Source organism: Lacibacter luteus, from assembly GCF_004118265.1.
GTDB lineage: Bacteria > Bacteroidota > Bacteroidia > Chitinophagales > Chitinophagaceae > Lacibacter > Lacibacter luteus.
The window spans coordinates 488707-514741 of sequence record NZ_SDHW01000001.1 but is presented as its reverse complement, the minus strand read 5'-3'; the positions used below and the strand labels follow the sequence as shown (position 1 = coordinate 514741).

Here is a 26035-nt window from a genome sequence, read left to right as displayed (position 1 = left end):
CAATGCTTACGGTTGTGTGGGCTGTTTTGTATTACGATTTTGATTTCCGTTTAGCTTTTTTCTTCTCCTGCTGTTGATACAATTGGTGTACTGCATCGATAAAGAGCAGGCTGTGTTCGTAAAAGAAAATACGGTTGTGGCGGTCGAGGCCTTTTTCCACTTCATCCATGTGATCGCTGGAAAGAACACCAATAGTGAGCATCCAGAGTTCTTCTTTAATGCCTTCCGCTGAATAGTAGCGGATATAATCCTGAATGATTGCCCATAGTTGCTGTTTGGTGGGGTTTTCTGTAAGCTGTTGTTTGTAGTTGCGGAGGGTTTTGGGGAGAGTGCTCATGGGATGTTTTTTGAGATGATGAGAATAATGGTTGCTCACAGATTACACAGAAGATCACGGATGAAATACAGTTAAGGAGTACCGGCTTTTTTGCTCAATATTGTTGTCTTCCCGAGGGTACGAGGGAACTGCTGAAGTGCAAAGGCCAGGCAGATTTCTCCTAACGTCGAAATGACAAGAAGAGGGGGGCTGTTGCTCACGGATTACACTGAAGATCACTGATGAAATACAGTTAAGGAATGCCGGGGAAAGCGGTGATGATATTGCCTGCGGGGCAGGTGATGACGGTGATGAACGAAGTGGGTGTGCCGTTCCGTTCATGACCGATAATGGTGCCTGTGTCTTTGGTGCGGTAATGATTTAATGTGCCGTGTACGGGTTGTGTTGTTTCTTCTTTTGCTTCTTTGATGTGTTGAATGATGTCGTGGATGGGGATGGCGAATTTACCTGTACCTGGATGTCTTTCGATGCGGTAGTAGTGCCTTTCAATAATGTGTGCAAATGCTGTGATGCTGAGATAATAGCTTTTTTGTTTTAGGCGGCTTGAGTTTGGTAACTGAGCAAATAGGTCATGACTCATTTGGGTGAGCCATTGTTGTGTGTCGGAAAGGAGGAAGAGGAGTTTGATGAATTCTTGTTCGGAGTAAGTCATGGGAAAATGTTATGAGTTAAGAGTTATGGGTTAAGTGTGGTGACCACGAATGCCCTCCTGCGTTAAAACTTCGGAGGACGGGGCACTAATTGACACGAGGCCACTGATGAACGCTGATTAACACAGATGTTATTTGTTTTTCTTTTTGGGTTTTGGTTTGTGTTTGATGCTGTGCTGGTTTTGAAACCATGCGGCTTCGATGAAAATCTCCAATTCGTAGTAGAACCAGAGGATGCTGTCTCTTTCTTTGGCATCTTCGAAATGGGTGTTGTTGGTGGTAAGGGCTATCTCGGTGAGTGCGGCGAGTGAACGACGGATCTCGTGGAGATGATAAGCGCCGAAAAATTTTTGGATGAAGTTGCCGGCTAGTTTTGCTTCCTTTTTGCTTAAACGGACAGGTGTGTTGTTGAATTGCGGGGGAAGTTGATGGTATAGCATTGGTTATTTTTTAGTAGTCAGCAAAGAATATGACAAACTTAAAAACAATATTTTACATTGTCAACTTTTAATATGACAATGTTCAAAATTATTTTCAGCACATTGTGCTGTGAAAAAAACAGATTTAAACAAGAAGATCGGACAACGAATTATTGACCAGCGGACAAAGAAGGGTTTTACACAGGCAGATTTAGCAAGAGCCTGCGGTAAAGACAGGCAGGCTATTGAGAAATTGGAAAGCGGAAAAGTAAACCCTACACTTTACACACTTTATGAAATAGCCAAGGCATTGGATATTTCCATTACCTCACTTGTTGATTTTAAAACAAGTTGATGATTTTTTATTTATTTTAGACCTGCGCCAGCATTGTGAAACTGCTAACGTGAACCACCGGAACAGCCAGAGCTAACCCAAACTCCACGCTACACCCCGGACAATTTTATTTTGATTGCTGCGCAGGAGAAGAGTAGGGATGATGTGCCGGGATACTACAAGAAAATTTTAGTGATAATGTTTTTTAATGCAAGTTTCAGTGCTTGTAGGTTTAAAAACGTTTCGAATGGATAATGAAAGAATTGGTTATGCGAACAATGGCACAAAATGTTGAACAATAAATAGTAATCAATAGCACTAATTTTTTAGCTGTAGCGTCTAATAGCATAAATATTTTTGTTAGCGGTAATGCAGCGACAACCCAAAATAATTAAATCATACTATAAATGTCAGTTATCCATTTTTTGAACGTACTTGAAGGTGATTGCAATATTATTCAACACGATACACGCAGAGTTTCTGTTATTGACGTTAGCAATGCTTATAACGACATAGACACCGAAGAAGAAAGACGGGTGAAGGCTTCAGAAGTGAGGAAAATTATGAGATTAAGAACTCAAGTTCCAACTGATAAAATTGACTATGGGCAAAAGAAAACGCCCGACAATCCAATTCTTTACTTAAAGAAGTATGGAATTAGTGATATTTTTAGATTCATCATTACACACCCTGATATGGACCATCTGGATGGCATACAAGATTTGTATTCAGAGTTCAGCATTACTAATACATGGGATACAGATAACAAAAAATCAATTGATGCCGATGCAAATTTTGCAGGCTATAACAAAGAAGATTGGCAATTCTACAGAAAACTAAGAAACGGGCAAGTAAATACAACCAAACGACTCACATATTTTGCTAAAAATGATAATCTTTATTACAATGAAGACAATCTAAAAATTTTGTGTCCAACCCCTGAACTGTTGAGAAACGCAAATGAATGTGGAAATTATAACGACTCTTCCTATGTCTTGCTTTATACGCCGCCTAAATCCAACGGCGGCAAATGGAAGTTTCTATTTGCTGGCGATAGCGAGGACAACTCATGGGAATATATTTTATCTAACCATAAAGAAGATGTAGCAAATGTGGATGTTCTATTTGCACCACATCATGGCAGAGATTCTGGAAGGAGCTATGAGTTTTTAAAAACAGTAAAACCTAAGGTCACTTTATTTGGGAATGCGAGTTCCAAGCATCTTGCATATAGCTCTTATGCTGCATCATTAAGAATAACCAACAATCAAGCTGGATATATTATAATGGACATATCACCTGAAAAAGTAGTTCTATACGTAAAGAATTTTGAATTTGCTCGCAATTTTTTGCATAATCGAGGTTGGAGTGAACCAGTTTATAATTCTAAATTTCAAGCATACGGTATTATACAATACAACGCATAAAAATGACATTCAAAGCTTACGACATATTCTCTTCTTTAGTTCCAGGTTTCATCATGTTACTTGGATTACTTTACTTTTTGAACATACCTTATGACAAAGATTTTGTTATTGGGTACACAGCATTGGCTTTTTTGCTAGGCTACGTCTTAAACACTATTGGCAGTTGGCTTGAACATTTTTATTTTTTTACATGGGGAGGCAAGCCATCGTCACAACTTCTTAGTGGCAAAAAAGTATGGAAAATAAGAGTTTATAATCATGTGCAAATTCATCAGCATCTTTCTCAAAAAACAACTAATGCAAATGCTACTAATGACGAATTGTTCTCGATCGCTATGAGAAATGTCAATGGACAAAAGGATTCGAGAATAGAAGACTTTAATGCTATCTACGCATTTTCAAGAACCTTACTTACTACTGTTATTATTGGGAGTATTTTAATTATGACAAAAAATTATTCTGACTGGAAATATTATGCTGTCTTGATTCCGATTATTCTAACATTGTGGCTTCGCTGTAAACAACGTGGCTACTATTATGCAAAAGAAGTATTGAACGTTTACTGTAAAATAAATAATATATAAAAGAAGCACTACCGCTAACATTGAATTGGCAATATGGCGGGGCGACGTTTTTATTTTCAACTTTTTTTCGATAATCACCTTCAATTTCAACAGACGAATGGTGCCGAACAGAAGAATAAATGTTTAGCTTTAGAATCTTTAATCAGCAACGACAACGGACTGGCAGAACTCAGAATCAAGCCACCTTCCCAATCCTTTAACGTTAGCTTTAATGCAATTGATCCCTTAACTTTATCAGTATGGAAATAGAAAAACATCGAGACTTTAGCAAGTTAAGACTTAAGGAAATTTCAAACCGTATGTCTCAAATACCCCAGTTAAAAGACTCATCCCTTTGCGTATTTGCAACAGGAAGCTACGGACGTTTAGAAGCTTCTGAAAATTCAGACATCGATTTATTTTTGATTGACACTGATGACATAAAACAAACAAGCAATTTAAATAAAACAATAATTAACCTCTCTGGCGCAGGTCTCTGACCTGTGTCCAAGCGTTACTAATCCAACAACAGCATACTATTGCAAAATAAGTAACGGATAAGTACAGGTCGGGAGACCTGCACCAGTAAAAAACGAATCGGTTTACATTAACTTCTCCCGTAACAGTACAGGATGTTCCTTTCTCCCAAGCAACTTATTTTTATCCGATTGCTAAAGTTTGCTGTATGAAACGTTTCTTCTGTGTTGTTCTTCTTTTTGTATTGGCCGTACCAGCGTTCGCTGCCCCAACAAATAACTACAACTTACTCATTGCTCCCGGCACCTTATCCGAAACATCGGTGGTGGTATTGTGGGATAAACAGTTTCGCAACACTGCTGTTGAATACGAACTGCAGCTCAATGGCAAACTGCATGGATCAACTACCAAAACAAATTATAGAATCACCGGGTTGAAACCCGGTGCAAGTTATACCGTTTCACTTCGGTTGAAAGCCGGAACGGGTTATACCGTTTCGCTCCGGTTGAAAAACGAAAAGAGCAAAGCACTGTTTGCATTACACTTTACAACAGCAGCCAAAGGAAAGGTTTACAATATCCTCGACTTTGGCGCAAAGAGCGATTCAACGTTCATCAACACAAAACAAATTCAAAAAGCCATTGATGCCTGCACAGCAGGCGGCACGCTGTATATTCCCAAAGGCAACTTTGTTACGGGCGCACTGTTTTTAAAAAGTAATATGACCCTGCATATTGCAGAAGGTGCTGTGTTGCAGGGTTCCATTGATACAAGCGATTACCTGCCCCTCATCAAAAACCGTTTTGAAGGTTGGGAGATGGACACTTATGCAAGTCTCATCAACGCCGGTACGCTCAACCGTGATGGTTCGTACAATGTAGAGAACCTGCGTATTACCGGTGGCGGCACTATTAAAGGCGGTGGTAAAAAACTGGAGCTTGCCTGCAAAGCCGCAAGAGGCATCCGCAGCAGGGGACGTTTGATCTTACTCATGAATTGCCGGAACGTCAGCATCGATCATCTTACATTAACAGAGCCGCCTTGCTGGACATTGCATTATGTGTACAGCAATAATATCAGTTGTCATGATCTAACGATTAAAACACATGGCATTCACAATGGCGATGGCATTGATCCTGATTCTTCCATCGACTCCTATATTTTCAACTGCATATTCGATACAGGCGATGATTGCATTGCCATCAAATCAGGCAAAAATCCCGAAGGTTATTATGTGGGCAAGCCAACGGTGAATGTGCGTATCAGCGATTGTGACTTTAAACGTGGTCATGGTATTTCCATTGGCAGCGAAATGAGTGGTGGTGTTAGTGGTGTGCTGGTGCAGGATTGTAAAGCAGGTGCTTTGCTGCATGGACTGCAGATCAAAGGCACGAAAGACCGTGGCGGTTATGTAAAGAATGTAACGGTGCTGAATTGCCAGTTACTCAAGATCACTATTTTTTCTGCGGTGAATTATAACAACGATGGGGAAGCGGCACCCGTGTTACCTGTGTTTGAAAATTTTGTGTTTAAGCATATTGATCTGAGCCAGGCGAATACAAAAGAACCGGTGATCAATATCAACGGGTTCAGCGATCCTGCACATAAATTAAAGCATGTTGTGTTTAGTAATATCAAACTTCCTGCAAATGCAAAAGTAGTGATCAACGATGCAGAGCAGGTGAGGTTTGAAGAGGTGAAGATGGTGGATGCTGGGAAGCCGGTGTATGAGGTGAAGAATAGTACGGGGATTGTGTATTAGGGAGCATGAGAAAACCCACCCCCGAACTGTGTTCCTAACCATCGCTATGCTTGGTTACCTCCCAGGAGGGGAGAAACGCCACACTCCGCTGTGGCAAATGGGTTTAGGTTTTTTAAAATGTTTCTTTATCGAAGGATGCAGAAGACTTCAATGTAGTTCCATTCTGTTTGTCATCCCGAGGCACGAGGGATCTGTTGGGCAGTAGTACAACAGTGGGCAGATTCCTCCTTCGTCGGAATGACAAAAAGTGTTGGAGGAGACTGTAACCATTAGGAAAAAAATAAGGCCATGAATTATTAATATGAAGATTCAACAGATCATAAAATCATTCTTTACAATTTGTTTGTTACTGCTTGCGATATTCAGCCATGCGCAACAAACAAAATCCGACAGCAATGTGCATGTGTATTTGCTCATTGGTCAGAGTAACATGGCCGGACGTGGACAAGTTGATGCAGAAAGCAAACAGATCGATCCGCAGATCATCATGCTCGATTCACAAAACAAGTGGCGGCCTGCAACTGATCCTGTGCATTTCGATAAACCCATTGCAGGCGTTGGCCCGGCGATCAGTTTTGCAAAACAGATGAAAGGCAATAACAAGAACATCAAAATTGCATTGGTGCCTTGTGCATGGGGTGGTTCGCCCATAAAAGTATGGGAACCGGGCGCAAGTTATTTTGCAGCACATCTTTATGATGATGCTATTGCAAGAATAAAGATGGCAATGCAAACAGGTGTGCTCAAAGGCGTACTCTGGCACCAGGGCGAATCGGATAATGATTCTGCAAGAGCAAAACTTTATGTAAAGAAACTGGTTGCATTGGTGAATCGTTTACGCAGCGATCTGCAAATGCCCAACCTTCCTTTTGTTGCAGGTGAGATCGGTTATTTCAACAAAGTAAATTTTATCAATAAAGAAATTAATCGTCTGCCGATTGAAGTTGCCAACACTGCTGTTGTTTCTGCAAACAGTTTGGAACATAAAGGTGACAGTCTGCATTTCAATACAGCAGCTGCAAGAGAGTTGGGTAAACGTTATGCAACAGCCATGCTTCAACTGCAGCAAATGAAAACAACAGCAGTTCAAAAACCAGCAGCTGTTGTGTTGTGTTTTGATGATGCGGAGATCAGTCATTATACCATTGTGGCACCGCTGTTAAAGAAATATGGTTTTGATGCCACCTTTCTTGTATGTGAAATGCCTTTGAAAGCAAAAAGCGATACGCAGTATTACATGAACTGGCAACAGATCGCTGCTTTACACAACATGGGTTTTGAAATTGGTAACCACACCGGTCATCATAAGAACATGACCAAACTCAACCGTGAAGAAATGAAACGGGAGATCGGCTATATTGATTCCATGTGCAAACGATACAGTATTCCCAAACCCATTTCATTTGCTTATCCCGGCAACCGTGCCGATTCGTTGTCGCAAGTGGTATTGAAAGAAATGGGTTACCGTTATGCAAGGGCAGGAGGAAGCAGGTATTATCATCCTGCAACTGATGCGGTATTGGAGTTGCCCACCTTTACAATGGGTTCAACAGAAAAACTGCAGGAACGTACATGGAAAGCATTGAAAGAAGTGAAGCCGGGGCAGGTATTGTTATTCACCATTCATGGTGTGCCGGATATTGCCCATCCTGATTATACAACCTCGGTTGAAGTGTTTACGCAGTATCTTGATTTTATGAAGGAACGGGGCTTTAAGGTGGTTGCGTTGAGGGATTTGGGCAAAGAGTAATGATGTGTTGTAGTAAAGGAATACCGGCAGACGGAAATGCTACAATCGAAGCGTCTTTGCGAGCCTTGTTGTTTGGCGAAGCAATCTGACTTTGATATTTCTTGATTGCGTGAGATTGCTTCGTTCCTCGCAATGACGGGCTTCGTGGGGAGCTTTGTTTATTGATGAGGTTTATGATGTTGCTCAATAGAACGTCATCCCGAGTTTAGAACTCCGACTGTAACGTAGGAGGATACGAGGGATCTCTACGTTCTTTGTGAGTTGATAGTTTGTCGGGTTGATTGCAATGGAACAGTTTGCGAATGTAGAGATGTCTCCTCTCGTCGACATGACGGGCTTCGTAAGGAGCTTTGAATTGACGGGATATTTCTTCTTTATCGGTTGTTGTCGCCACCAACCGAAATGTATTTATAGAAGTGATTGGAGGAGACTTCAACCACTAAGAAAAAACAGGAAACATAACAAGTGGTTCGTGAAGACACGAACCATGGCAAAGGTTTGTTATTGCTACGCATGAAGCGGTTGTCATGAAAAAAGCTGCCGTGGTTTGTTCACAATCCTCCTCTGGTGCAGGTCTCTGACCTGTGTCCAGTCGTTACTAATCTTACCACAACATTCTATTCCAAAATAAGTAACGGATAGGTACAGGTCGGGAGACCTGCACCAGTAATGTTTGTTATTGCTACGCATGAAGCGGTTGTCATGAAAAAAGCTGCCGTGGTTTGTTCACAATCCACGGCAGCTTTGTATAACGAATTAGTTTGCGGGTAAGCAGTGCTTTTATCCTTTACTGAATGATCAGTTTTTCTGTATTCTGTTCACCCTTGAGCCAATACATTGCTTTTGCAAGATGGCTTACATTTAAACGATGTGTACCCGGCTCGAGGTAACGGGTTAACAGTAAATATCCCTGCATGTTGTACAGGCGGATAGTTTGAGCGTTACCGGTAACCGTTAATTGAACCTGCCCGTTCTGCACCGGTGTTGTTACAATATGAATGGCTGCTGTTTGTGCTTCAATCCGTATTGTTTTTACTTCACTGTAGAACGTTTTGCCATCCAGATCCTGTTGCACAATCCGGTAATAATTGATTCCGGCAGAAGCGTTGCGATGCAGGTATACATAGTTTTTTACTGTATTGCTGTTACCTGCTGCTGCAACAGTTGAAAGAGTCGTCCAGTTCATTGAATTGAAACTGTGTTGTACCTGAAACGTATGGCCGTTTTGTTCCATTTCAGTCACCCAGTTCAGTAATACATTTTCCCCCTTTTGGCTTACTGCGAACGAACGAAACGTAACAGGTAGCGTGGCCGATACTGTTTGAACAACAAAGCCACTGAAGCCGTTTACTGTAAACGTTACTTCCCAGGCAGAGGCCGTTGCATTCCATATAATGTTTGCATCATCCGGATCGATTACTATTGCAGAGCTGCTGTAAGAAGCCGGCAGACCAGTACCGTTTCCGGAAACGCCGCTGTATTTGCCGATACGCAAATTGGATTTACCTAGGTTGTCGGCAGGGCCTGTTGGCAATTTCATGCCACTGTTGGGATGTGCATTGAAATTGTCGAATTCGGTTTGGGTAAAAAACAGTGTTACTGTACCTGTGGCGGTGCCTGCATTTGTTGTGGGTGTTATTTCGTAATGACGTTGTACAAATGGGATGGATGCATGGGTTGGAACACTGCTTTCAATCCACACTTTGTTGGCAACTTCACCGCTTACCGGGCTTGCTCCTGAGGCAACCACGGCTGTCATTAATTCGCATGTGCCGTTTGAATAGTTATAGTTGTTTACAGGTTGTGTTATCGCTTGGTTGGTTGTTGGTAACGAGTAAGAGCCGGAGCCGGGAGTTAATGCGGGCTGTGTAATGGTAAACGATCTTTCTGCAGTACAACCAATATTGTCTGTTACGGTACAAGTCCATGTACCTGCTGTTAAACCGGTTACGGTTACGGTACCATCACCCGTTGGGTTTCCGGGTGTCCAGTTATAGGCATAGGCGGCAATACCACCTGTTGCAGTATTGACTGTTGCAGAGCCGGTAGCTCCGCCAAAACAGGCCAGGTTGGTTTGTGAAGCAGCGGTAAGCGATGGTGTTGATGCTGTTAGTGTGGCAGCATTGCTGGTTGTAGAGCAGGTGCTGTTTGTTGTAACACAGCGATACGTATATCCATTCATTCCGCTGGTTACCCCTGTTATAGTCAGGGATGAAGTGGTGGCAGTTGAATACACGCCCCCGTTTGAAATATTTGAAAACCCAGAGCCGCTGTTTACCTGCCATTGGTAACCTGTTGCGCCGGTTGCAGTAACAGCAAATGAAGTATTGTTTCCGTTACAAACAGAAGCGTTCGACGGCTGGCTTGTAATGGTTGGGTTAGCGCATGCCGGTGTTTCAAACAACCGGAAGTTGTCGATCAATGTTTCTTCTGCTGCACTGTTGCTGTGCAATTTTACCTGCAGTTCCAGGGTTGTTCCCGTGCCGATAATGTTGGCTGTAAATTCTGCAGCAGTTGTGGTTAAACCTGTTCCTTCTCCCTGCGCAACTGAATCGCCGGTAGTTTCAACAGCTAAAGTACCATTGCCTGCGTTGTTGATAGACGGGAAAAAACGGATAAGATCTGTCCATGCACCTCCATCGATCCGGTATTGTACAATCAAATAATCATAAACAGAAGTGCCGCCGGAATTGACTATTCCAAATCCATCAAATGCTGTAGTAGTGCCTACTGCAAACAAGCCCTTAAATGTTAAACCTGTTTTGCCTGAGATATTAATGGATGACCATGCAATGTTTTGATGTGCAGTGATTGAATTGTTAACACAGGTAGGTCCTTTGTCTACATCTTCTGATGCCCAGAATTTGGAGCCGGAGAAACCAGTATAAACAGTTCCTGTTCAAATAGAAGAAGTAACTACCCGGTTAAAATAGGCTGTTGCCGGCGGCCCGCCACATAAAACGGTAGTGGAAGGAGTTCTGGTTCCGCTGGAAGGTGAACCGGAATCTTCAAAATCATCTGACCAGAATTGCGTTTGAGCAGAAAGCTGCATGTGTGAGAACACAAAGAGGAGTAACAAGCCGAATAACCGAAATGGATTTTGCATGCTATTGGATTTTTTAAATGTGGAACAATTGAGCTGCTGAATAGACTGAATCTGCATTCAGTTTTGTATACTATCCGAAACAATCAATTGCGGGATGGGTTAAAAATAACTGCTGCCTGTTGTTTATGAAAGTGTGTTTGTGTTCAATATATCGTTATTTTTTAAATGTATTGGTAATTGACTAACCCAACTAAGTGTTTTACTCTGTTGGAAATGGAATCAAGTCTTTGCAATTTTTGAAGAGAGGGTAATTGTTGGTAAGAAAGGACGAGGTGAAAGAAACAAAACGGTGTGCAACAATCGTTAAATCTGGCGTTGCAAACTCAGGATAGCGTTCACCAATTTCCTTTGTTTGAGTAGTGATGATGACAGATAAAGTGAATAGAAGACTGAATCGAACGGAGTAATGTGTTATTGAGAAAGCGCTTTCTTGTTTTTACATCATTGCTTACAAAGTTGAACTGGTATGGCATGCCTAAGATCATTCACAGCCCATTGCTTCGGCACAACTCCTGCACAAAGACTGCTCCGCCTGGTTAATGTATTGAAAAGATACCCACTATTCATTGCAGGATGCCGCAGGATAGCTTAGCATTCCTGTGCGTTAAATTTACATGCTGTTTTAAACGATTGTGTATGCTGAAGATTACGAAACTGCTGTTTTGCTCTTGTCTCTTTTTTCTTTTTGTGAATGATGGTTGGTCGCAGACCAATCAGTTAACTGTTTCAGAAAAAACATCTTCCTTTACTTTATTTACTTCTTCGTCTGTTGCTTCCATTTGTGTGGATGAACAAGATGCAAAAGTGGTGAGCATTGCTGCCAATGCACTTGCAAATGATATTGCTTTAATAAGCGGTCGGCAGATGCAGGTATTGTCAGCTGTTCCAACAAAAGATTTTTCCATTGTGGCGGGTACGGTTGGGAGTTCAGCTTTGATAGATGAACTGATCAGATCAAAACAACTCGATGTGTCGTCCATCAACAACAAGTGGGAGAGTTTTCTGATTAAAACATCCGGTAACAAACTCATTATTGCAGGAAGCGACCGCAGAGGAACGGCTTATGGTATTTTTCATTTGTCGAGAATGTTGGGTGTGTCTCCGTGGGTTTGGTGGGCCGATGTAACGCCGCAAAAGAAAAAGCAGTTGTACGTTTCCGGTAGTTATGCGTCGAAAGAACCTTCGGTGAAGTATCGTGGTATTTTTATTAATGATGAAGACTGGGGATTGTTTCCCTGGGCAAAACGCACAATTGATACCGATGTACAAAACATAGGCCCGAAAACTTATGCCAAAGTGTTTGAGCTATTGCTGCGTTTGAAAGCAAACTATATCTGGCCGGCGATGCACGACAGTACGAAAGCATTTTATTATTACAAACAAAATCCGAAGCTGGCCAATGACTATGCGATTGCAGTTGGCGGCAGTCATTGCGAACCGATGTTGCGTAACAACGTAGGTGAATGGGAGCATGGCTATGAAGAAGAATATAAACGCAAACCCGGTGAATGGCGTTACGATGTAAACAAGAATGAGATCTATACCTATTGGGATGATCGTATTAAAGAAGCGGTGAATTATGAATCGGTAGTGACAATTGGTATGCGTGGTGTGCACGATGGTGGTATGCCCGGCCCGAATGATCCGGGTGAAAAAGTAAAATTGCTGGAAACGATCATCAGCGATCAACGTGGAATTTTGCAAAATCATTTTAAAAAGCCTGCAGAAAAACTACCGCAGATATTTGTTCCTTACAAAGAAGTGTTGAGTTTGTACCGCAGGGGTATGAAACTGCCTGATGATATTACCATCATCTGGCCCGATGAAAATTTTGGTTATATCCGTCAGCTGAGTACACCCGAAGAACAAAAACGCAGTGGCGGCAGTGGCGTGTATTATCACTTGTCTTACTTAGGTGGCCCACATGATCATACATGGTTGTCAACAACAGCGCCTTCATTGATCTCTTATGAAATGACGAAGGCTTACCAGTTTGGTGCAAATCGTTTGTGGGTGGTGAATGTTGGCGACATTAAACCTGCCGAACTGGAAACACAGTTCTTCTTAGATCTTGCATGGGACATCCATGCATGGACACCTGAAAAAGCACAGCAGTATGTGTTGCACTGGGCAACGCAGAATTTTGGAAACACATTAGCGCCTGAAATTGCAGCGGTCAAAAATGAATATTATCGTTTGGCACAGGAAGGTAAACCGGAGTTCATGCGTATGCTCACCTATGTGCCTGCTGCAAGAACAGAACGTTTACTGGCGTATGAAAAACTGTTTGCAAAAACAGAAGCACTCAAAAAGAAAATTCCGCAACAGTTGATGGATGCATTTTTTGAATTGATCGAATACCCGGTAAAAGGTGCAGCTCTCATTAATCAAAAAATCATTTATGCGCAGATGAGTTATGAATTTCCTGCACAGGCAAAAGAGTATTCGTTAAAATCGAAACAAGCGTATGAAACAATCAAACAATTAACACTGCACTACAATACCGGTATTGAAAACGGAAAATGGAATGGCATGATGAGCGATATGCCACGCAACCTTTCGGTGTTTGGTATGCCTGCTGTTGCTGCACCTGAAGTGCTGGAAGGCGGCGTAAATAAAACCGTTGTTTACGACAGAAGATATTTAGACAGAACAGTTGACTCCTTTGGTGTGCAAACAGGCAAAGCTTCACTGCTGAGTTTGTATGCTGGTGATTATAAACTGAAAAAAGAAATTGCAACAGAAAAGATCATTACTGTTGCAGGTTTAGGTGCTGGTGGAAAAAGTATTGCACGTTATCCGTTTACAGGCACTTCATTCAAAAAAGAAGAATGGAGCAAAGCGCCGTATGTTGATTATACATTCAACGTAAAGCCGGGTAGTTACAAGTTGGTGTTGAAATGTTTGCCAACGCATGCGATTCATAAAGGAAGAAGCCTCGGACTTGCAGTATCCATCAACAATGCTGAAGTACAATTTGCAGATATTGATAATCCGCAGGAAGATAAGCGATGGAAGACTGATATTTTAAGAGGTTATACCGAAGCCGTGTTGCCGTTGAGTATAACGAAAGAAGGAGTGACAACGGTGAGGGTTTATTTTTTAGATACGGGATTGGCGTTGAGAAAAGTGGAAGTGGAGTAAGTTGAACCACTAAGCCACAAAAGCACAAAGGAACACAAAGACTTTGTGCTGCTTAATGTCTTTCTGTCTTTGTTGTTCAAAAAAATGATACTAAAAACGATACGATGAAGAGAATTTTCAAACTTGGGTTACTCGTAACTCTTAACTTATTACTCATAACTTCTTTGCATTCGCAACAAAAGCAAATTCAATTCCTCTCTGGTACGGATGCTACACATACGGTGCAATGGGATTTCTTTTGCACGGCTGGTCGTAACAGCGGCGAATGGAAAAAGATACAGGTGCCGAGTTGCTGGGAGCAGCAGGGTTTTGGTAATTACAACTATGGTCGTGATTACAAAACCAATGGAAAGAATTTTCGTTTTTATGATGAGAAGGGAATGTACAAGTATCAATTCAACGTGCCTGCTGCATGGAAAGGAAAGAACATCAACATTGTGTTTGATGGGAGCATGACGGATACAGAAGTAAAGATCAATGGTAAGAGCGCAGGTGAAATTCATCGTGGTTCATTTTATCGTTTCAAATATGATATCAGTTCTTTATTGAATTATGATAAACCGAATACGCTTGAAGTAACAGTGAGCAAGATGAGCAGCGATGCCAGTGTGAACAACGCAGAACGCCTCGCTGATTATTGGGTGTTTGGCGGCATTTTTCGCCCGGTGTTTTTAGAAGCAACACCAAAACAATTTATCGACTATGTGGGAATAGATGCAAAGGCTGACGGTAAGTTTGGAATGAAAGTATTGATGAAGAATATTAGCGCTACATCTATTTTGACAGCCGATATTCTTGACAGCAAGGGCAATGTTGTTAAAACAATTCTTGGGAAAGCACTTCGTGGAGATTCTATTACAATACTTGAAGCTAAGTTGGATAACGTTAAACAATGGACAAGCGAAACTCCAAATCTTTATTCTGTCAGAGTTACATTATTAGCCGGAAAAGAAAAGTACCAAGTTGTTGAGAAGTTTGGTTTCCGTACCATTGAAGTGCGTCATGGTATGGGCATTTACATCAATGGTGTGCAGGTGAAAATGAAAGGTGCTAACCGTCATTGCTGGTGGCCTGAAACGGCACGTAGCTTAAGCAACGAACAGCAGTTGATGGATGCCTTGATCATCAAAGAAATGAATATGAATGCTGTGCGTTGCAGTCATTATCCACCGGATAAATATTTTTTGCAGTTGTGTGATTCGTTGGGCATTTATGTAATTGATGAATTAGCCGGTTGGCAAAAAGCATACAGTACAAAAGCCGGTACACCATTGGTAAAAGAAATGGTGACAAGAGATCTGAATCATCCTTCGATCATTTTCTGGAGTAATGGTAACGAAGGTGGACATAACAAAGAGCTGGTAGATGATTATGCACAATATGATTTCTCGAACCGTACGGTTATTCATGCGCATCATCGTCCGGGTAATGCCATTAACGGAATTGATTGCAATCACTACGAAGATTATTACAGCACTGAAAAAATATTGAACGATTCATTGATCTACATGCCAACAGAAATGTTGCATGCGCAGGATGATGGTGGTGCAGGTGCAGCTATGCAGGATTTCTGGAACCTGCATTGGAAATCGCAGAAGAGTGGTGGTGTGTTTATCTGGGCATTGGTGGATGAATCGGTTGTTCGTACCGATCTCAACAATATGCTTGATGCAAATGGACTGAATGCCAACGATGGTATTCTTGGTCCGCACAGAGAGAAAGAGGGAAGCTATTATGCATTGCGTGAAATATTTTCACCCATTCAATTAAAACTGCCAGCACAATTACCTGCAACATTCAACGGCAGCATTGAACTCGACAACCGTTTTCATTTCACCAATACCAAACAATGCAGTTTCTATTGGGCATTGGTTGATTTCAGTAAACCATTCGATCGTTTTGATGGATACATCGTCAAACAAAAAGGAACCATTACATCTCCGGATATTGCTGCAACAAAGCAAGGCACACTGCAATTACAATTACCTGCTGATTATAAAAACTATGATGCCTTGGTGATTGTTGCAAGAGATCAGTTTGGAAAAGAGATCTACAAATGGACAAGCGAGATCAAAACAAAACAGGTACAGCTGAGTGGTTTTGTTACAGCAACGAATGAAGCAGCAACCATTAAAGAAACCGATACGGTTTATGCGATCACCGGGGGTGATGTAACAGTTGTACTCGATAAAAAATCAGGCAATCTTGTTACAACAAAAAATACATCGAACGATTATGTGCTTTCATTCAACAATGGTCCTGTGCTGGTAAAAGGAACGGCCACAGTTGCATCATCAAAAGCATACAAAGAAGGCAATGATGTTGTTGTTGAGTTTACATATACCGGCGATCTGAAAACAGTGAAATGGAAAATGAATGCAAGCGGCTGGACAACGATGGAGTATGAATATGCGGTGCAAGGTGATCTTCCATTTACGGGTATCAGTTTTAATTATCCGGAAAATTATGTGTTGGGTGCACGTTGGTTGGGTAAAGGCCCTTCACGCCAATGGAAAAACCGTATGGCCGGTACACCTGTAAATGTGTGGCAGAATGTTTACAACAATACGCATACGGGTTATTCGCCGGTGGTATATCCGGAGTTCAAAGGTTACTATGGTGATGTTACATGGATGGAGTTGAGTACGGTAGAAGGCAAACTCTACATTGCCTCGCCTGATAATGGTTTGTTTGTTCGTCTCTTTGATTTTTATGCGTTGAGTGCGGCAGCCAAACCACATCCTGAAATTCCTGTTGGTAATATTTCCTTCTTAGATTGTATTCCGCCAATAGGAACCAAGCTGGCAACAGGATTAACTACCAATACAAGAGTGTACGGGCCAATGAGTGAACTGAATCATGTGAGCGGCAGTAAGAAACGTACATTGTATTTTTATTTCGGTTTGCCAAAGACAACAGATTCAAAAGAGAATTACAGTCGGCCTGCAATTGATAATGTATTCTAAGGATCACTCAACAACCTAAAAAAAACTATGACAAAAAGGAAAGAACAAGTAAATCCAACTCGTGCAGATAATATCTTTAAAAAAATGGCTTCTGCACCTACAGAAATGAAGCTGTTTATGTTTTTTGCGTTAGCGACTGTAATAACTCAATTTGTAGTGATGTTTTTTTGTCCGTTTGAAATAAGACTTGCTTACGCAGAAAAGATGGGAGTATCAACAAGTGGCTCGTATATGTTTTCCTTGATATTTGTGTTCTTGCCAATTTCTTCTGATTTCAAGATTAGGCTTGCTGTCATACGATGGGGTATCTTGTCACCGTTAATTTTTGGAGTTTTTCTTTGCTGCTTAATGTATCTAAATATTATACATGATGGCGGGAGATTTATAAAGTCGGGTTATTGGGGACTGGTATGGTCAGTTGTTATACCAATTCTTTGGACTCTTTTGATTTTATTATCTCCTCGAATTAATAAATTTTACGAAAACTTATCAAATTCAGTTGTTAACCCCGTCAGCGGTTTTAAATAAAATAGTACGAATGAAACTTAAAACTTCTTTTCTTCTTTTCGCTTTTTTCTTTCTTAGTGCCTCTGTGGTTCAATCACAAACCATCAACCGTGAAGCAGTCGTTAAACGGCACAATGTAAAAGTGAATAAGATCGATTCGCTTTCTTCGCTTACTGTTGGTAATGGCAATTTTGCTTTTACTGTTGATGCAACAGGTATGCAGAGTTTTCCTGAAGCATATGCCAAAGGAGTTCCATTAGGTACACAATCTGCATGGGGCTGGCACAGTTTTCCCAACACAGAAAATTTAAACGTAAAGGATGCATTAAAAACCTACGACCTGGAAGGAAGAAAAATTTCTTACACGGTTCAGGTAAAGGAACCGGAGCTTGGCAGAAAGACCGTTGATTATTTCCGTGTGAATCCACATCGTTTGCAGTTAGGCAATATTGGATTGGAAATAAAGAAGAAAGATGGTTCGCTTGCAATGGCAAATGATATTCAACAGATCAAACAGGAACTGAATGTTTGGTCAGGAATTATCACGAGCAGTTTTAAAGTAGAGGGTGTGCCTGTGAAAATAACAACAGCTGCACATCAACTGCATGATGCTGTTTCATTTCGTATCGAATCGTCGCTGTTAAATAGTAACCGCATTGCAGTACGTCTGCGTTTTCCTTACCCAAATGGTCAGTTTAAAGATGTTGGCGACAATTACAAAAGCGATGATAAACATTCATCATCCCTTACAAGCAGTACAGGTTCTGCACTCATCAAACGCACACTCGATACAACCAACTATTATGTGGATGTAAACTGGACTTCTTCTGCAACCATCAAAAAAATAGCTGCCCATTATTTCGTATTGCAACCAACAGCAAAAGGTTCCTTTGAATGCAGCTTCAGTTTTTCTGAAAAGAAACCTGTAACCACCATCACCAACTTCTTCAAAACAAAACAAAGCAGTGAAGTGAGCTGGAAGAAATTCTGGCTAAGTGGTGGTGCAGTTGATTTTTCTGCTACAAAAAATCCACGTGCATTTGAAATGGAAAGAAGAGTGGTGCTGTCGCAATATCTCACCAAAGTAAATTGTTCATCTGCTTATCCGCCACAGGAAACAGGTTTAACGTATAACAGTTGGTTTGGTAAACCACACCTTGAAATGCATTGGTGGCATGCGGTACATTTTGCACAATGGGGGAGACCTGAGCTGATGGAAAAAAGTTTAGACTGGTATTTCTCTGTTGCAGAAAAAGCAAAGCTCATTGCCAAACGCCAGGGCTTTGAAGGTTTACGATGGCAAAAGATGACGGATAACAATGGTGATGAAGCGCCATCGTCAGTTGGTGCATTTCTTATTTGGCAGCAGCCGCATTTTATTTATATGGCGGAGATGTTGTATCGTCACAATCCAAATAATAAAACACTCAACAAGTACAAAGAGTTGTTGTTTGCTACGGCTGATTTCATGGCATCATTTCCATCATATAATGAAGCAACAAAAAAATATAATCTCGGTAAAGGATTAATTCCTGCGCAGGAATGTTTTGATGCTGTTTCTACTTTCAATCCTACGTATGAATTATCGTATTGGAGCTGGGCATTGGAAGTGGCGCAGCAATGGCGCATACGTGCAGGTCTGCAAAGAGAAAAGAAATGGGATGAGATCATTAACAATCTTGCACCGTTGCCACAGATCAATGGAGTTTATCTGGCTGCAGGCAACACACCTGATTGTTATGAAAAAGGATCAAAGTATTTAACGGATCATCCGGCAGTGCTGGGTGCTTACAGCACTATTCCTGCTGCAAATGGTTTGGATACGGTTGTGATGAAGAAAACATATTTCACTGTGTTGGAAAAATGGGATTGGAATGAAACATGGGGTTGGGATTATCCGCTGATGGCCATGACGGCTGCACGTTTACACATGGGCGAAGAAGCGGTGAATGCATTGCTGATGCCTGTGCGTACGAATACATATTTGATCAACGGACATAATTACCAGGATGATCGTTTGACGATTTATTTACCGGGCAACGGTGGTGTATTAAATGCAGTGGCGTTGATGTGTACCGGTGCTGATGCAGATAAAGGAATTAATATTGGCTTTCCGAAAAGTTGGAATGTGAAATGGGAAGGGTTGAGGAAAATGTTTTAATAATAGAAAAAGGAAACCTAAGCATGAAATTGAATTACCGATTAATGAGTTTGATCCTTGCTCTGCTATCATTTAATACGAACAACAATGTAACAAAAGAACCTGTTCTCATTTTTAAAGATGATTTTTCTGCTGCAACCCTCTCCGACAAATGGATCATCGAAGCAAGTGAGAACGATAAAGATCCTGCAACAATTGTAAACGGGCAATTGCAATTGAATACGGAATCAGGAATAACCGTTTGGTATAAAAATGAATTAAAAGGAAACATACTAATTGAGTTTGACAGGATCGTTGTGATTGATGGAGGAAAGCATGACCGGTTGAGTGATCTCAATCAATTCTGGATGGCAACTGATCCACAAGAGAAAATGTTTACACGCAAAGGAGGTTTTCGTGAATACGATAGTCTGCAAATGTATTATGTTGGCATGGGCGGCAATTACAATACAACAACACGTATGCGTCGTTACGATGGCAATAAGAATTTAAAAATTGTTGGTGAGTTTACAGACGCTGCACACTTGCTAAAACCGAATTACCGGTATCATGTAGTTATCAAATCAGAGAATGGTATCAATAGTTTTACAGTGAACAATGAAATGTATTTTAGTTTCAAAGATGAACAACCATTTACAAAAGGATGGTTTGCCATCAGGAGTACAAAAAGCAGACAGATGATCGATAATATAAAGATCTGGCAACTAAACTAAGATTGGATGATCTTATGAAAAGAGTAAGTACGATTTGTTTTTTTATTGCTGTTATGTTGTCGGGGTTTAGTCAGCAAACTCCATGGCATGGTATTGAACGGGAGCTTCGTTATCGCCCCGAAGGAAATGATATTGTGATTGAAAATGGAACAAGACGTTTCAATCGTGCATTGTATGGTGGCAACACTGCGTTTCGTACAGAAGCTGGGGACTTACCTGAGTTTGCATTGTACATGCCGGGCATGGGTGGTAATCTGAAATTTGGCATTGTTGCAAATGGTAAAAGTAAATGGCTGATCGAGTGCAAAAAGATCAAAGCTATTTATCGTGCAGGTTCCATGCTGTACGAAATAAAAGATGAATTGCTGGGCAATGGTATTCTTCAATTGCATGTAATTGCATTGTATGATCGAGAAGGAATGATCGTGCAACTGCAAACAGAAAATGTTTCAACCTCTGTACAATTAGTTGCAGTGTATGGCGGAGCAACCGGAAAAAAGTTTTCCCGTGATGGCGATATTGGTGCTGATCCTGAATCCTCCTTTTACCTGAAACCAGAATACTGCAAGGACAATATTTATAAGATCAAACAAAACAGTTTTCAACTGCTGTATGGTTTTGCAAAGCCATTGAGTGAAGAAGAACGTTATGAAGTGCAACATCTTCCTTCAAACGCAAACACAACTGCTACTGCCGATAAAGGCAAAGAACTTGCAGGTGTATTCCCGTCAACTGCAGTATTAAAAATTGCAGATGGAACAAAGCAACAATCGCCCATTATCTTATTACAGTCAGATAGTTCTGTTGCAAGTCCGTTGATCACTGCAAGGCTTTCATTAAAAGATAAACAACCGTATTTCTTTGCCGTACAAAAACCGGAGAAGAATAAGGTTGTAACGTATGCAGCATTACCGCAATTATTTCAACAGGCAGAAACTGCAAGAAAAAAATTAGCTGAACGTATTAAAGTTGTTACACCCGATCCATTCATCAACACACTTGGTTCAGTACTTGGTATTGCAGCCGATGCAGTGTGGGAAGATCCATCATTCATGCATGGTGCTATTGCATGGCGCATGCGGTTGAATGGTTGGCGTGGTGCATACATTGCCGATGTGTTTGGCTGGCATGATCGTGCAAAAAAACATTTTAGCGGTTATGCGTTGTCGCAATTAACCACGCCTGCAACAGGGCCTGTTGTAAGTGATACGGCTTTGCATTTAGGTCGGCAGCAAGAGAAGCTGGGCAATTCATTGTTCAGCAGTGGTTATATTTCCCGAAATCCCGGTGGCGATTTTCGTGCACATCATTATGATATGAACCTGGTGTTCATCGATCAGTTGCTGAATCATTTTAATTGGACAGGTGATACAGCGTATGTGCGACAAATGTGGCCCTTGCTTGTCCGTCATCTTGATTGGGAAAAACGAAATTTTGATGTGGATGGCGATGGTTTGTATGATTCCTATGCAGCTATCTGGGCAAGTGATGCATTGCAATACAGTGGTGGAGGTGTTACACATTCATCGGCATACAACTATCGTTCAAACAAAATGGCGGCACAGCTTGCAAAGATCATTGGTGTTGATGGAACGAAGTATGAAGCAGAAGCAAATAAAATTCTCAATGCGATCAATCAACAATTGTGGTTGAAGGATAAAGGTTGGTATGCAGAGTATAAAGATCTGCTGGGAAATAAACTGCTGCATGAGTCGGCTGCTTTGTGGACGATCTATCATGCACTCGACGAAGGTATTGCTGATCCTTTTCAATCATATCAATCTCTGCAATACGTTAACTACTTCATTCCGCATATTCCCATTCTTGCAAAGGGGTTGAAAGATTCATCGCTGTATACATTGTCAACTACCAACTGGCAACCATATACCTGGAGTCTGAACAATGTGGCGCTTGCTGAATTGTTGCATACTGCATTGGCATATTGGCAAGGTGGCGATAAAGAAGAAGCCTATCGTTTGTGGAAGAGTTCGCTGATGGAAAGTATGTATCTCGGTGCAAGTCCGGGTAGCATTCAGCAGTTGAGTTTTTATGATGCAATCAGAGGAGAGTTGTACAGGGACTTTGCTGATCCGATTGCGATGGCGGGAAGAACATTGGTGGAAGGTTTGTTTGGTGTATTGCCTGATGCGTTGAATGATCGTTTAGTGATTAAACCCGGTTTGCCGAAACAATGGAACGATGCTGCATTAACTACACCTAACATTCAGTTTGTGTTTAAACGTACACGCTTAACCGAAGAATATATCCTGCAACCAACTTTCAGTAAACAGTTGAAATTGCAATTGATCATTCCTGCTTATAGAGAATTTGTTGAATCAATAACCGTAAATGGTAAGCCTGTACAATGGAGAATAGTTGACAGTATTATCGGAACGCCATCGTTACAAATTGATGCTGCGTCTGCAAAATCCTATGTGATTGTGATTAAATGGAAAGGAGAGGAATTTGAAAAGCCGGTTTACAAAGAAGCCTACAACAGTAAAGAATTGGTGCAGGTGAAAATGAATAAGGCGATCATTATAAATAGCTATCAACCGGTAGAAGTGTTGAGTAATATAATTCGCTCAACAAATATCGTGTCTGGTAACCTGAACAAAGCTGGTGTAAACAGTTTGTACCTGCAATTAAAGCAAGGTGATTTCAGTTGGTTTGAACCGTTGACTTTTTCAATGATCATTGATGAACGTTTTGTAGAAGAACCAACAATCACAGCAGCTACTAAATTTGAAACAGTTGATATTGCTCCGCATTTCAATGATGCGGTGACGAATATTTTCAGGAACGAGTATTTATCACCACGACCGGCTGTGCCAACTCTACAGCTGCCGACACAAGGTATCGGTAACTGGGCTTACCCGTTAACTACAGCAAATATCAACGACAGTGGTTTGCGTGTAAAAGCTGGTGTAAAGAATGAAATTGTGATCGATAAAATTCCTTTCAGGACAAACTCAACAGCGGGAAAGAATATCGTATTCACATCCATGTGGGATAATTATTCTGATTCGGTAACGTTGCCGATGAACGGTAATGCATCGTATGCGTATTTCTTAATGGCTGGTAGTACCAATGCTATGCAAAGTCGTTTGGTGAACGGAACTATTGTGGTGAATTATACCGATGGCACATCGTCTGTTCTTGAATTAAAGAACCCGGAAAACTGGTGGCCCATTGAGCAGGATTATTTTACAGATGGTTTCGCCTTTACCACTGATGCGCCAAAACCAACACGGGTGTCGTTGAAAACAGGAGAGGTGATTCCTGCCAATTATAAATACACAAGCATCAAAGGCTTTTCCAATTTTGCAATTGATGGGGGAGCAGCGACAGTTTTAAGTTTGAAGTTAAATCCGCATAAACAACTGAAAAACCTTGTACTGAAGACCATTGCCAATGATGTGGTGATCGGGTTGATGAGTGTAACATTAATGAAGTAAAGTAAACATCCAACTGATCTATGCCTTAAATTGCTGAATAAACCGATAGATATATGTTGCTTGCAAAACGCTTTTCCTTTTTTATTGCTGCATTGTTTATGTTGTTCCTGAGCCATGCACAGACAAAACATCAACCGGATAAAGCATTATTAAAAACGATCGATCAGAATTTTGTTGATGCGGCTGCTCAATACAAAGTGCTGGCGCAAAACCTGCCGGCCGAAAAATTTCCAAAAACTTACTTTCCCACAACTAATAAATATGAATTCAGTAATTCAGGTTGGTGGTGCAGCGGGTTTTATCCCGGCACTTTGCTGTATCTCTATCAGCAAACAAAAGATGAAGCGCTGTACAAAGAAGCCCAACGTATTTTGGAAGTGTTGAAGAAAGAACAGTTCAACACCACAACACATGATCTGGGTTTTATGATGTATTGTAGTTTTGGTAATGCAAACCTGATTCAGCCATCGGCTGCGTATAAAGACATACTCATAACAAGTGCCAAATCATTGTCAACCCGTTTCAGCCCGGTGACAGGCTGCATTAAATCCTGGGATGGAAAACAAAACGAATACCTGGTGATCATTGACAATATGATGAATTTGAAATTGCTGTTCTGGGCAACACAGCTCACCGGTGATTCCTCTTATTATAAAATTGCGGTGACACATGCGAATACAACTATTAAACATCATTTCCGTGCAGATAACAGTTCGTACCATGTTTTGAATTATAATTCACAAACAGGAGCGGTGCAGCAAAAAAGAACAGCACAAGGTTTTGCCAATGAAAGCGCATGGGCACGTGGACAGGCATGGGGTCTCTATGGTTATACTGAAACATACAGGGAAACAAAAGATGCCATCTATCTTGAACAGGCGAATAAAATTGCAGCGTTCATTTTAAATCATCCGAATCTGCCCGCAGACAACATTCCTTACTGGGATTTTAATGCACCTGATATTCCAAACGCATTGCGTGATGTATCGGCAGCAACTATCATGGCTTCTGCATTGCTTGAGTTAAGTGGTTATGTCAACAAAGAATTGTCGGTGAAGTATTTTAAAGCAGCAGAAACGATATTGAAGAACCTGTCAACCGAACAATACAAAGCGGCAGCAGGCACAAATGGTGGCTTTTTGTTGAAGCATAGTGTAGGACATAAACCGGCCGGTACAGAAATTGATGTGCCGTTAACCTATGCCGATTATTATTTTGTTGAAGCAATGATGCGTTACAAAGCGCTGTTTAAATAATTGAATGATGAAGAAGTTTAGTCTATTGGTTATACTGTTGATGCAACTCTTGTATGTAAGAGCTCAATCTGATTCTGTTTACATCTTTGCCTATTTTAAAAACAACGGGCAGGATGGTTTGCACCTGGCATACAGTAATGATGGTTTTAAGTGGAGTGCGTTAAAGAAAGACAGTTCATTTCTAAAACCAACAGTTGCAAAAGATAAACTGATGCGTGACCCTTGCATCATCCGTGGTGCAGATGGTTTGTTTCATATGGTGTGGACGGTCAGCTGGAATGATCGGGGTATTGGTTATGCAAGCAGTAAGGATCTTATTTACTGGAGTGAACAACGTTTTATCCCGGTGATGATGCATGAAGATTCAGCTCGTAACTGTTGGGCACCGGAGATCACTTACGATGGAAAGAGCAAGCAATACATGATCTATTGGGCTACCACCATCAAAGGAAAATATCCTGCTGATCCGAAAGTTGAGAATGGTTATAATCACCGGATGTATTATGTTCTAACAAAAAATTTTTCAACTTTCAGCAAAACAAAAATGCTGTACGATAAAGGCTTTAATGTGATCGATGCAACGATTGTTCCCGATGGAAAACAGTTTGTCATGTTTCTGAAAGATGAAACCAGAGAACCTGCACAGAAGAATATCAAGATTGCCACAAGTAAAAAACTCAGAAGCGGCTACACGGATGCATCTGCACCCATCACCGGTAATTACTGGGCAGAAGGGCCAACCACTTTACGCATCAATGGTACATGGATTGTGTACTTCGATAAATACAGGGATCATAAGTATGGTGCTGTGCAATCAACCGATCTGAAAAACTGGACAGATATATCCGATAAGATTTCATTGCCGAGCGGCATTAGGCACGGAACAATTTTTACAATCAGTAAAGCAGAGTTTGAATTGTTGCCGAAGTAGAACGCATTAGTGCTCTCCGTGTATCCTTTGGGTTACTTTTTTTATTGCACTAAGTACACGAAGATTTTCACAAA

General features: G+C 41.1%; 19 protein-coding genes. 14 read left to right on the top strand and 5 right to left on the bottom strand.

Annotated elements, in window-relative coordinates:
- Positions 1 to 31 precede the first annotated feature (31 nt).
- The 3 genes from ESA94_RS01860 to ESA94_RS01850 all read right to left on the bottom strand — a co-directional run bounded on the left by ESA94_RS01860 (position 32) and on the right by ESA94_RS01850 (position 1427).
- Positions 32 to 337, bottom strand: a complete 306-nt coding sequence (locus ESA94_RS01860) for a hypothetical protein (RefSeq protein ID WP_129129153.1) — start codon at positions 335 to 337, stop codon at positions 32 to 34.
- A 232-nt stretch (positions 338 to 569) separates the two neighbouring features.
- On the bottom strand, positions 570 to 989 hold the full coding sequence (locus ESA94_RS01855) for a hypothetical protein (RefSeq protein ID WP_129129152.1): 420 nt from the start codon (positions 987 to 989) through the stop codon (positions 570 to 572).
- A 129-nt stretch (positions 990 to 1118) separates the two neighbouring features.
- On the bottom strand, positions 1119 to 1427 hold the full coding sequence (locus ESA94_RS01850; protein ID WP_129129151.1) for a hypothetical protein: 309 nt from the start codon (positions 1425 to 1427) through the stop codon (positions 1119 to 1121).
- A 109-nt stretch (positions 1428 to 1536) separates the two neighbouring features.
- On the opposite strand from ESA94_RS01850, the gene ESA94_RS01845 reads away from it, so the two are divergent.
- The 6 genes from ESA94_RS01845 to ESA94_RS01820 all read left to right on the top strand — a co-directional run bounded on the left by ESA94_RS01845 (position 1537) and on the right by ESA94_RS01820 (position 7719).
- Complete coding sequence (locus tag ESA94_RS01845) at positions 1537 to 1761, top strand: helix-turn-helix domain-containing protein (protein ID WP_129129150.1); 225 nt, start codon at positions 1537 to 1539, stop codon at positions 1759 to 1761.
- Positions 1762 to 2147: 386 nt separating this feature from the next.
- On the top strand, positions 2148 to 3167 hold the full coding sequence (locus tag ESA94_RS01840) for a ComEC/Rec2 family competence protein (protein WP_129129149.1): 1020 nt from the start codon (positions 2148 to 2150) through the stop codon (positions 3165 to 3167).
- Positions 3168 to 3169: 2 nt separating this feature from the next.
- Entirely contained in the window at positions 3170 to 3751 is a 582-nt protein-coding gene (locus ESA94_RS01835; RefSeq protein ID WP_205755895.1) for a hypothetical protein, read from the top strand.
- A 239-nt stretch (positions 3752 to 3990) separates the two neighbouring features.
- Positions 3991 to 4230 carry a hypothetical protein gene (locus ESA94_RS01830; protein ID WP_129129148.1) on the top strand — a complete coding sequence of 80 codons (240 nt, stop codon included), beginning with the start codon at positions 3991 to 3993 and terminating at the stop codon, positions 4228 to 4230.
- A 185-nt stretch (positions 4231 to 4415) separates the two neighbouring features.
- Entirely contained in the window at positions 4416 to 5969 is a 1554-nt protein-coding gene (locus tag ESA94_RS01825) for a glycosyl hydrolase family 28 protein (protein ID WP_129129147.1), read from the top strand.
- Positions 5970 to 6270: 301 nt separating this feature from the next.
- Entirely contained in the window at positions 6271 to 7719 is a 1449-nt protein-coding gene (locus tag ESA94_RS01820; protein WP_129129146.1) for a sialate O-acetylesterase, read from the top strand.
- A gap of 787 nt (positions 7720 to 8506) precedes the next feature.
- Here ESA94_RS01820 and ESA94_RS01815 read toward each other — a convergent pair.
- Both ESA94_RS01815 and ESA94_RS01810 read right to left on the bottom strand, forming a co-directional pair.
- A complete protein-coding gene (locus tag ESA94_RS01815) occupies positions 8507 to 10459 on the bottom strand; it encodes a T9SS type A sorting domain-containing protein (RefSeq protein WP_129129145.1) in 1953 nt (650 codons plus the stop codon).
- Between the two features lie 159 nt (positions 10460 to 10618).
- Positions 10619 to 10825: a hypothetical protein gene (locus tag ESA94_RS01810; RefSeq protein ID WP_129129144.1), complete on the bottom strand. Its 207-nt coding sequence runs from the start codon at positions 10823 to 10825 to the stop codon at positions 10619 to 10621.
- A gap of 636 nt (positions 10826 to 11461) precedes the next feature.
- On the opposite strand from ESA94_RS01810, the gene ESA94_RS01805 reads away from it, so the two are divergent.
- The 8 genes from ESA94_RS01805 (at position 11462) to ESA94_RS01770 (ending at position 25961) form a co-directional block, all read left to right on the top strand.
- Positions 11462 to 13969, top strand: a complete 2508-nt coding sequence (locus ESA94_RS01805) for a glycosyl hydrolase 115 family protein (RefSeq protein ID WP_129129143.1) — start codon at positions 11462 to 11464, stop codon at positions 13967 to 13969.
- A 104-nt stretch (positions 13970 to 14073) separates the two neighbouring features.
- Complete coding sequence (locus ESA94_RS01800) at positions 14074 to 16935, top strand: glycoside hydrolase family 2 protein (protein WP_129129142.1); 2862 nt, start codon at positions 14074 to 14076, stop codon at positions 16933 to 16935.
- A 27-nt stretch (positions 16936 to 16962) separates the two neighbouring features.
- The gene (locus ESA94_RS01795) at positions 16963 to 17463 is read left to right on the top strand and encodes a hypothetical protein (RefSeq protein ID WP_129129141.1); all 501 of its coding nucleotides are present in this window, start codon (positions 16963 to 16965) and stop codon (positions 17461 to 17463) included.
- A 10-nt stretch (positions 17464 to 17473) separates the two neighbouring features.
- Positions 17474 to 19603: a hypothetical protein gene (locus tag ESA94_RS01790; protein ID WP_129129140.1), complete on the top strand. Its 2130-nt coding sequence runs from the start codon at positions 17474 to 17476 to the stop codon at positions 19601 to 19603.
- 23 nt (positions 19604 to 19626) lie between these two features.
- Positions 19627 to 20316 carry a DUF6250 domain-containing protein gene (locus tag ESA94_RS01785; RefSeq protein WP_129129139.1) on the top strand — a complete coding sequence of 230 codons (690 nt, stop codon included), beginning with the start codon at positions 19627 to 19629 and terminating at the stop codon, positions 20314 to 20316.
- Positions 20317 to 20330: 14 nt separating this feature from the next.
- Positions 20331 to 23774 (top strand): DUF4450 domain-containing protein, encoded by a 3444-nt coding sequence (locus ESA94_RS01780; RefSeq protein ID WP_129129138.1) that lies wholly within the window; start codon positions 20331 to 20333, stop codon positions 23772 to 23774.
- 53 nt (positions 23775 to 23827) lie between these two features.
- On the top strand, positions 23828 to 25030 hold the full coding sequence (locus ESA94_RS01775) for a glycoside hydrolase family 88 protein (RefSeq protein ID WP_205755894.1): 1203 nt from the start codon (positions 23828 to 23830) through the stop codon (positions 25028 to 25030).
- Positions 25031 to 25034: 4 nt separating this feature from the next.
- Positions 25035 to 25961 carry a glycoside hydrolase family 43 protein gene (locus tag ESA94_RS01770; protein ID WP_240670960.1) on the top strand — a complete coding sequence of 309 codons (927 nt, stop codon included), beginning with the start codon at positions 25035 to 25037 and terminating at the stop codon, positions 25959 to 25961.
- The last annotated feature ends 74 nt before the right edge of the window (positions 25962 to 26035 follow it).

Coding starts and splice junctions, on each gene's coding strand:
- ESA94_RS01840 (WP_129129149.1), top strand. CDS start 2,148: ATGTCAGTTATCCATTTTTTGAACGTACTTGAAGGTGATTGCAATATT.
- ESA94_RS01795 (WP_129129141.1), top strand. CDS start 16,963: ATGACAAAAAGGAAAGAACAAGTAAATCCAACTCGTGCAGATAATATC.
- ESA94_RS01790 (WP_129129140.1), top strand. CDS start 17,474: ATGAAACTTAAAACTTCTTTTCTTCTTTTCGCTTTTTTCTTTCTTAGT.
- ESA94_RS01835 (WP_205755895.1), top strand. CDS start 3,170: ATGACATTCAAAGCTTACGACATATTCTCTTCTTTAGTTCCAGGTTTC.
- ESA94_RS01775 (WP_205755894.1), top strand. CDS start 23,828: ATGTTGCTTGCAAAACGCTTTTCCTTTTTTATTGCTGCATTGTTTATG.
- ESA94_RS01780 (WP_129129138.1), top strand. CDS start 20,331: ATGAAAAGAGTAAGTACGATTTGTTTTTTTATTGCTGTTATGTTGTCG.
- ESA94_RS01810 (WP_129129144.1), bottom strand. CDS start 10,825: ATGCAAAATCCATTTCGGTTATTCGGCTTGTTACTCCTCTTTGTGTTC.
- ESA94_RS01830 (WP_129129148.1), top strand. CDS start 3,991: ATGGAAATAGAAAAACATCGAGACTTTAGCAAGTTAAGACTTAAGGAA.
- ESA94_RS01770 (WP_240670960.1), top strand. CDS start 25,035: ATGATGAAGAAGTTTAGTCTATTGGTTATACTGTTGATGCAACTCTTG.
- ESA94_RS01855 (WP_129129152.1), bottom strand. CDS start 989: ATGACTTACTCCGAACAAGAATTCATCAAACTCCTCTTCCTCCTTTCC.
- ESA94_RS01785 (WP_129129139.1), top strand. CDS start 19,627: ATGAAATTGAATTACCGATTAATGAGTTTGATCCTTGCTCTGCTATCA.
- ESA94_RS01805 (WP_129129143.1), top strand. CDS start 11,462: ATGCTGAAGATTACGAAACTGCTGTTTTGCTCTTGTCTCTTTTTTCTT.
- ESA94_RS01825 (WP_129129147.1), top strand. CDS start 4,416: ATGAAACGTTTCTTCTGTGTTGTTCTTCTTTTTGTATTGGCCGTACCA.
- ESA94_RS01850 (WP_129129151.1), bottom strand. CDS start 1,427: ATGCTATACCATCAACTTCCCCCGCAATTCAACAACACACCTGTCCGT.
- ESA94_RS01820 (WP_129129146.1), top strand. CDS start 6,271: ATGAAGATTCAACAGATCATAAAATCATTCTTTACAATTTGTTTGTTA.
- ESA94_RS01800 (WP_129129142.1), top strand. CDS start 14,074: ATGAAGAGAATTTTCAAACTTGGGTTACTCGTAACTCTTAACTTATTA.
- ESA94_RS01860 (WP_129129153.1), bottom strand. CDS start 337: ATGAGCACTCTCCCCAAAACCCTCCGCAACTACAAACAACAGCTTACA.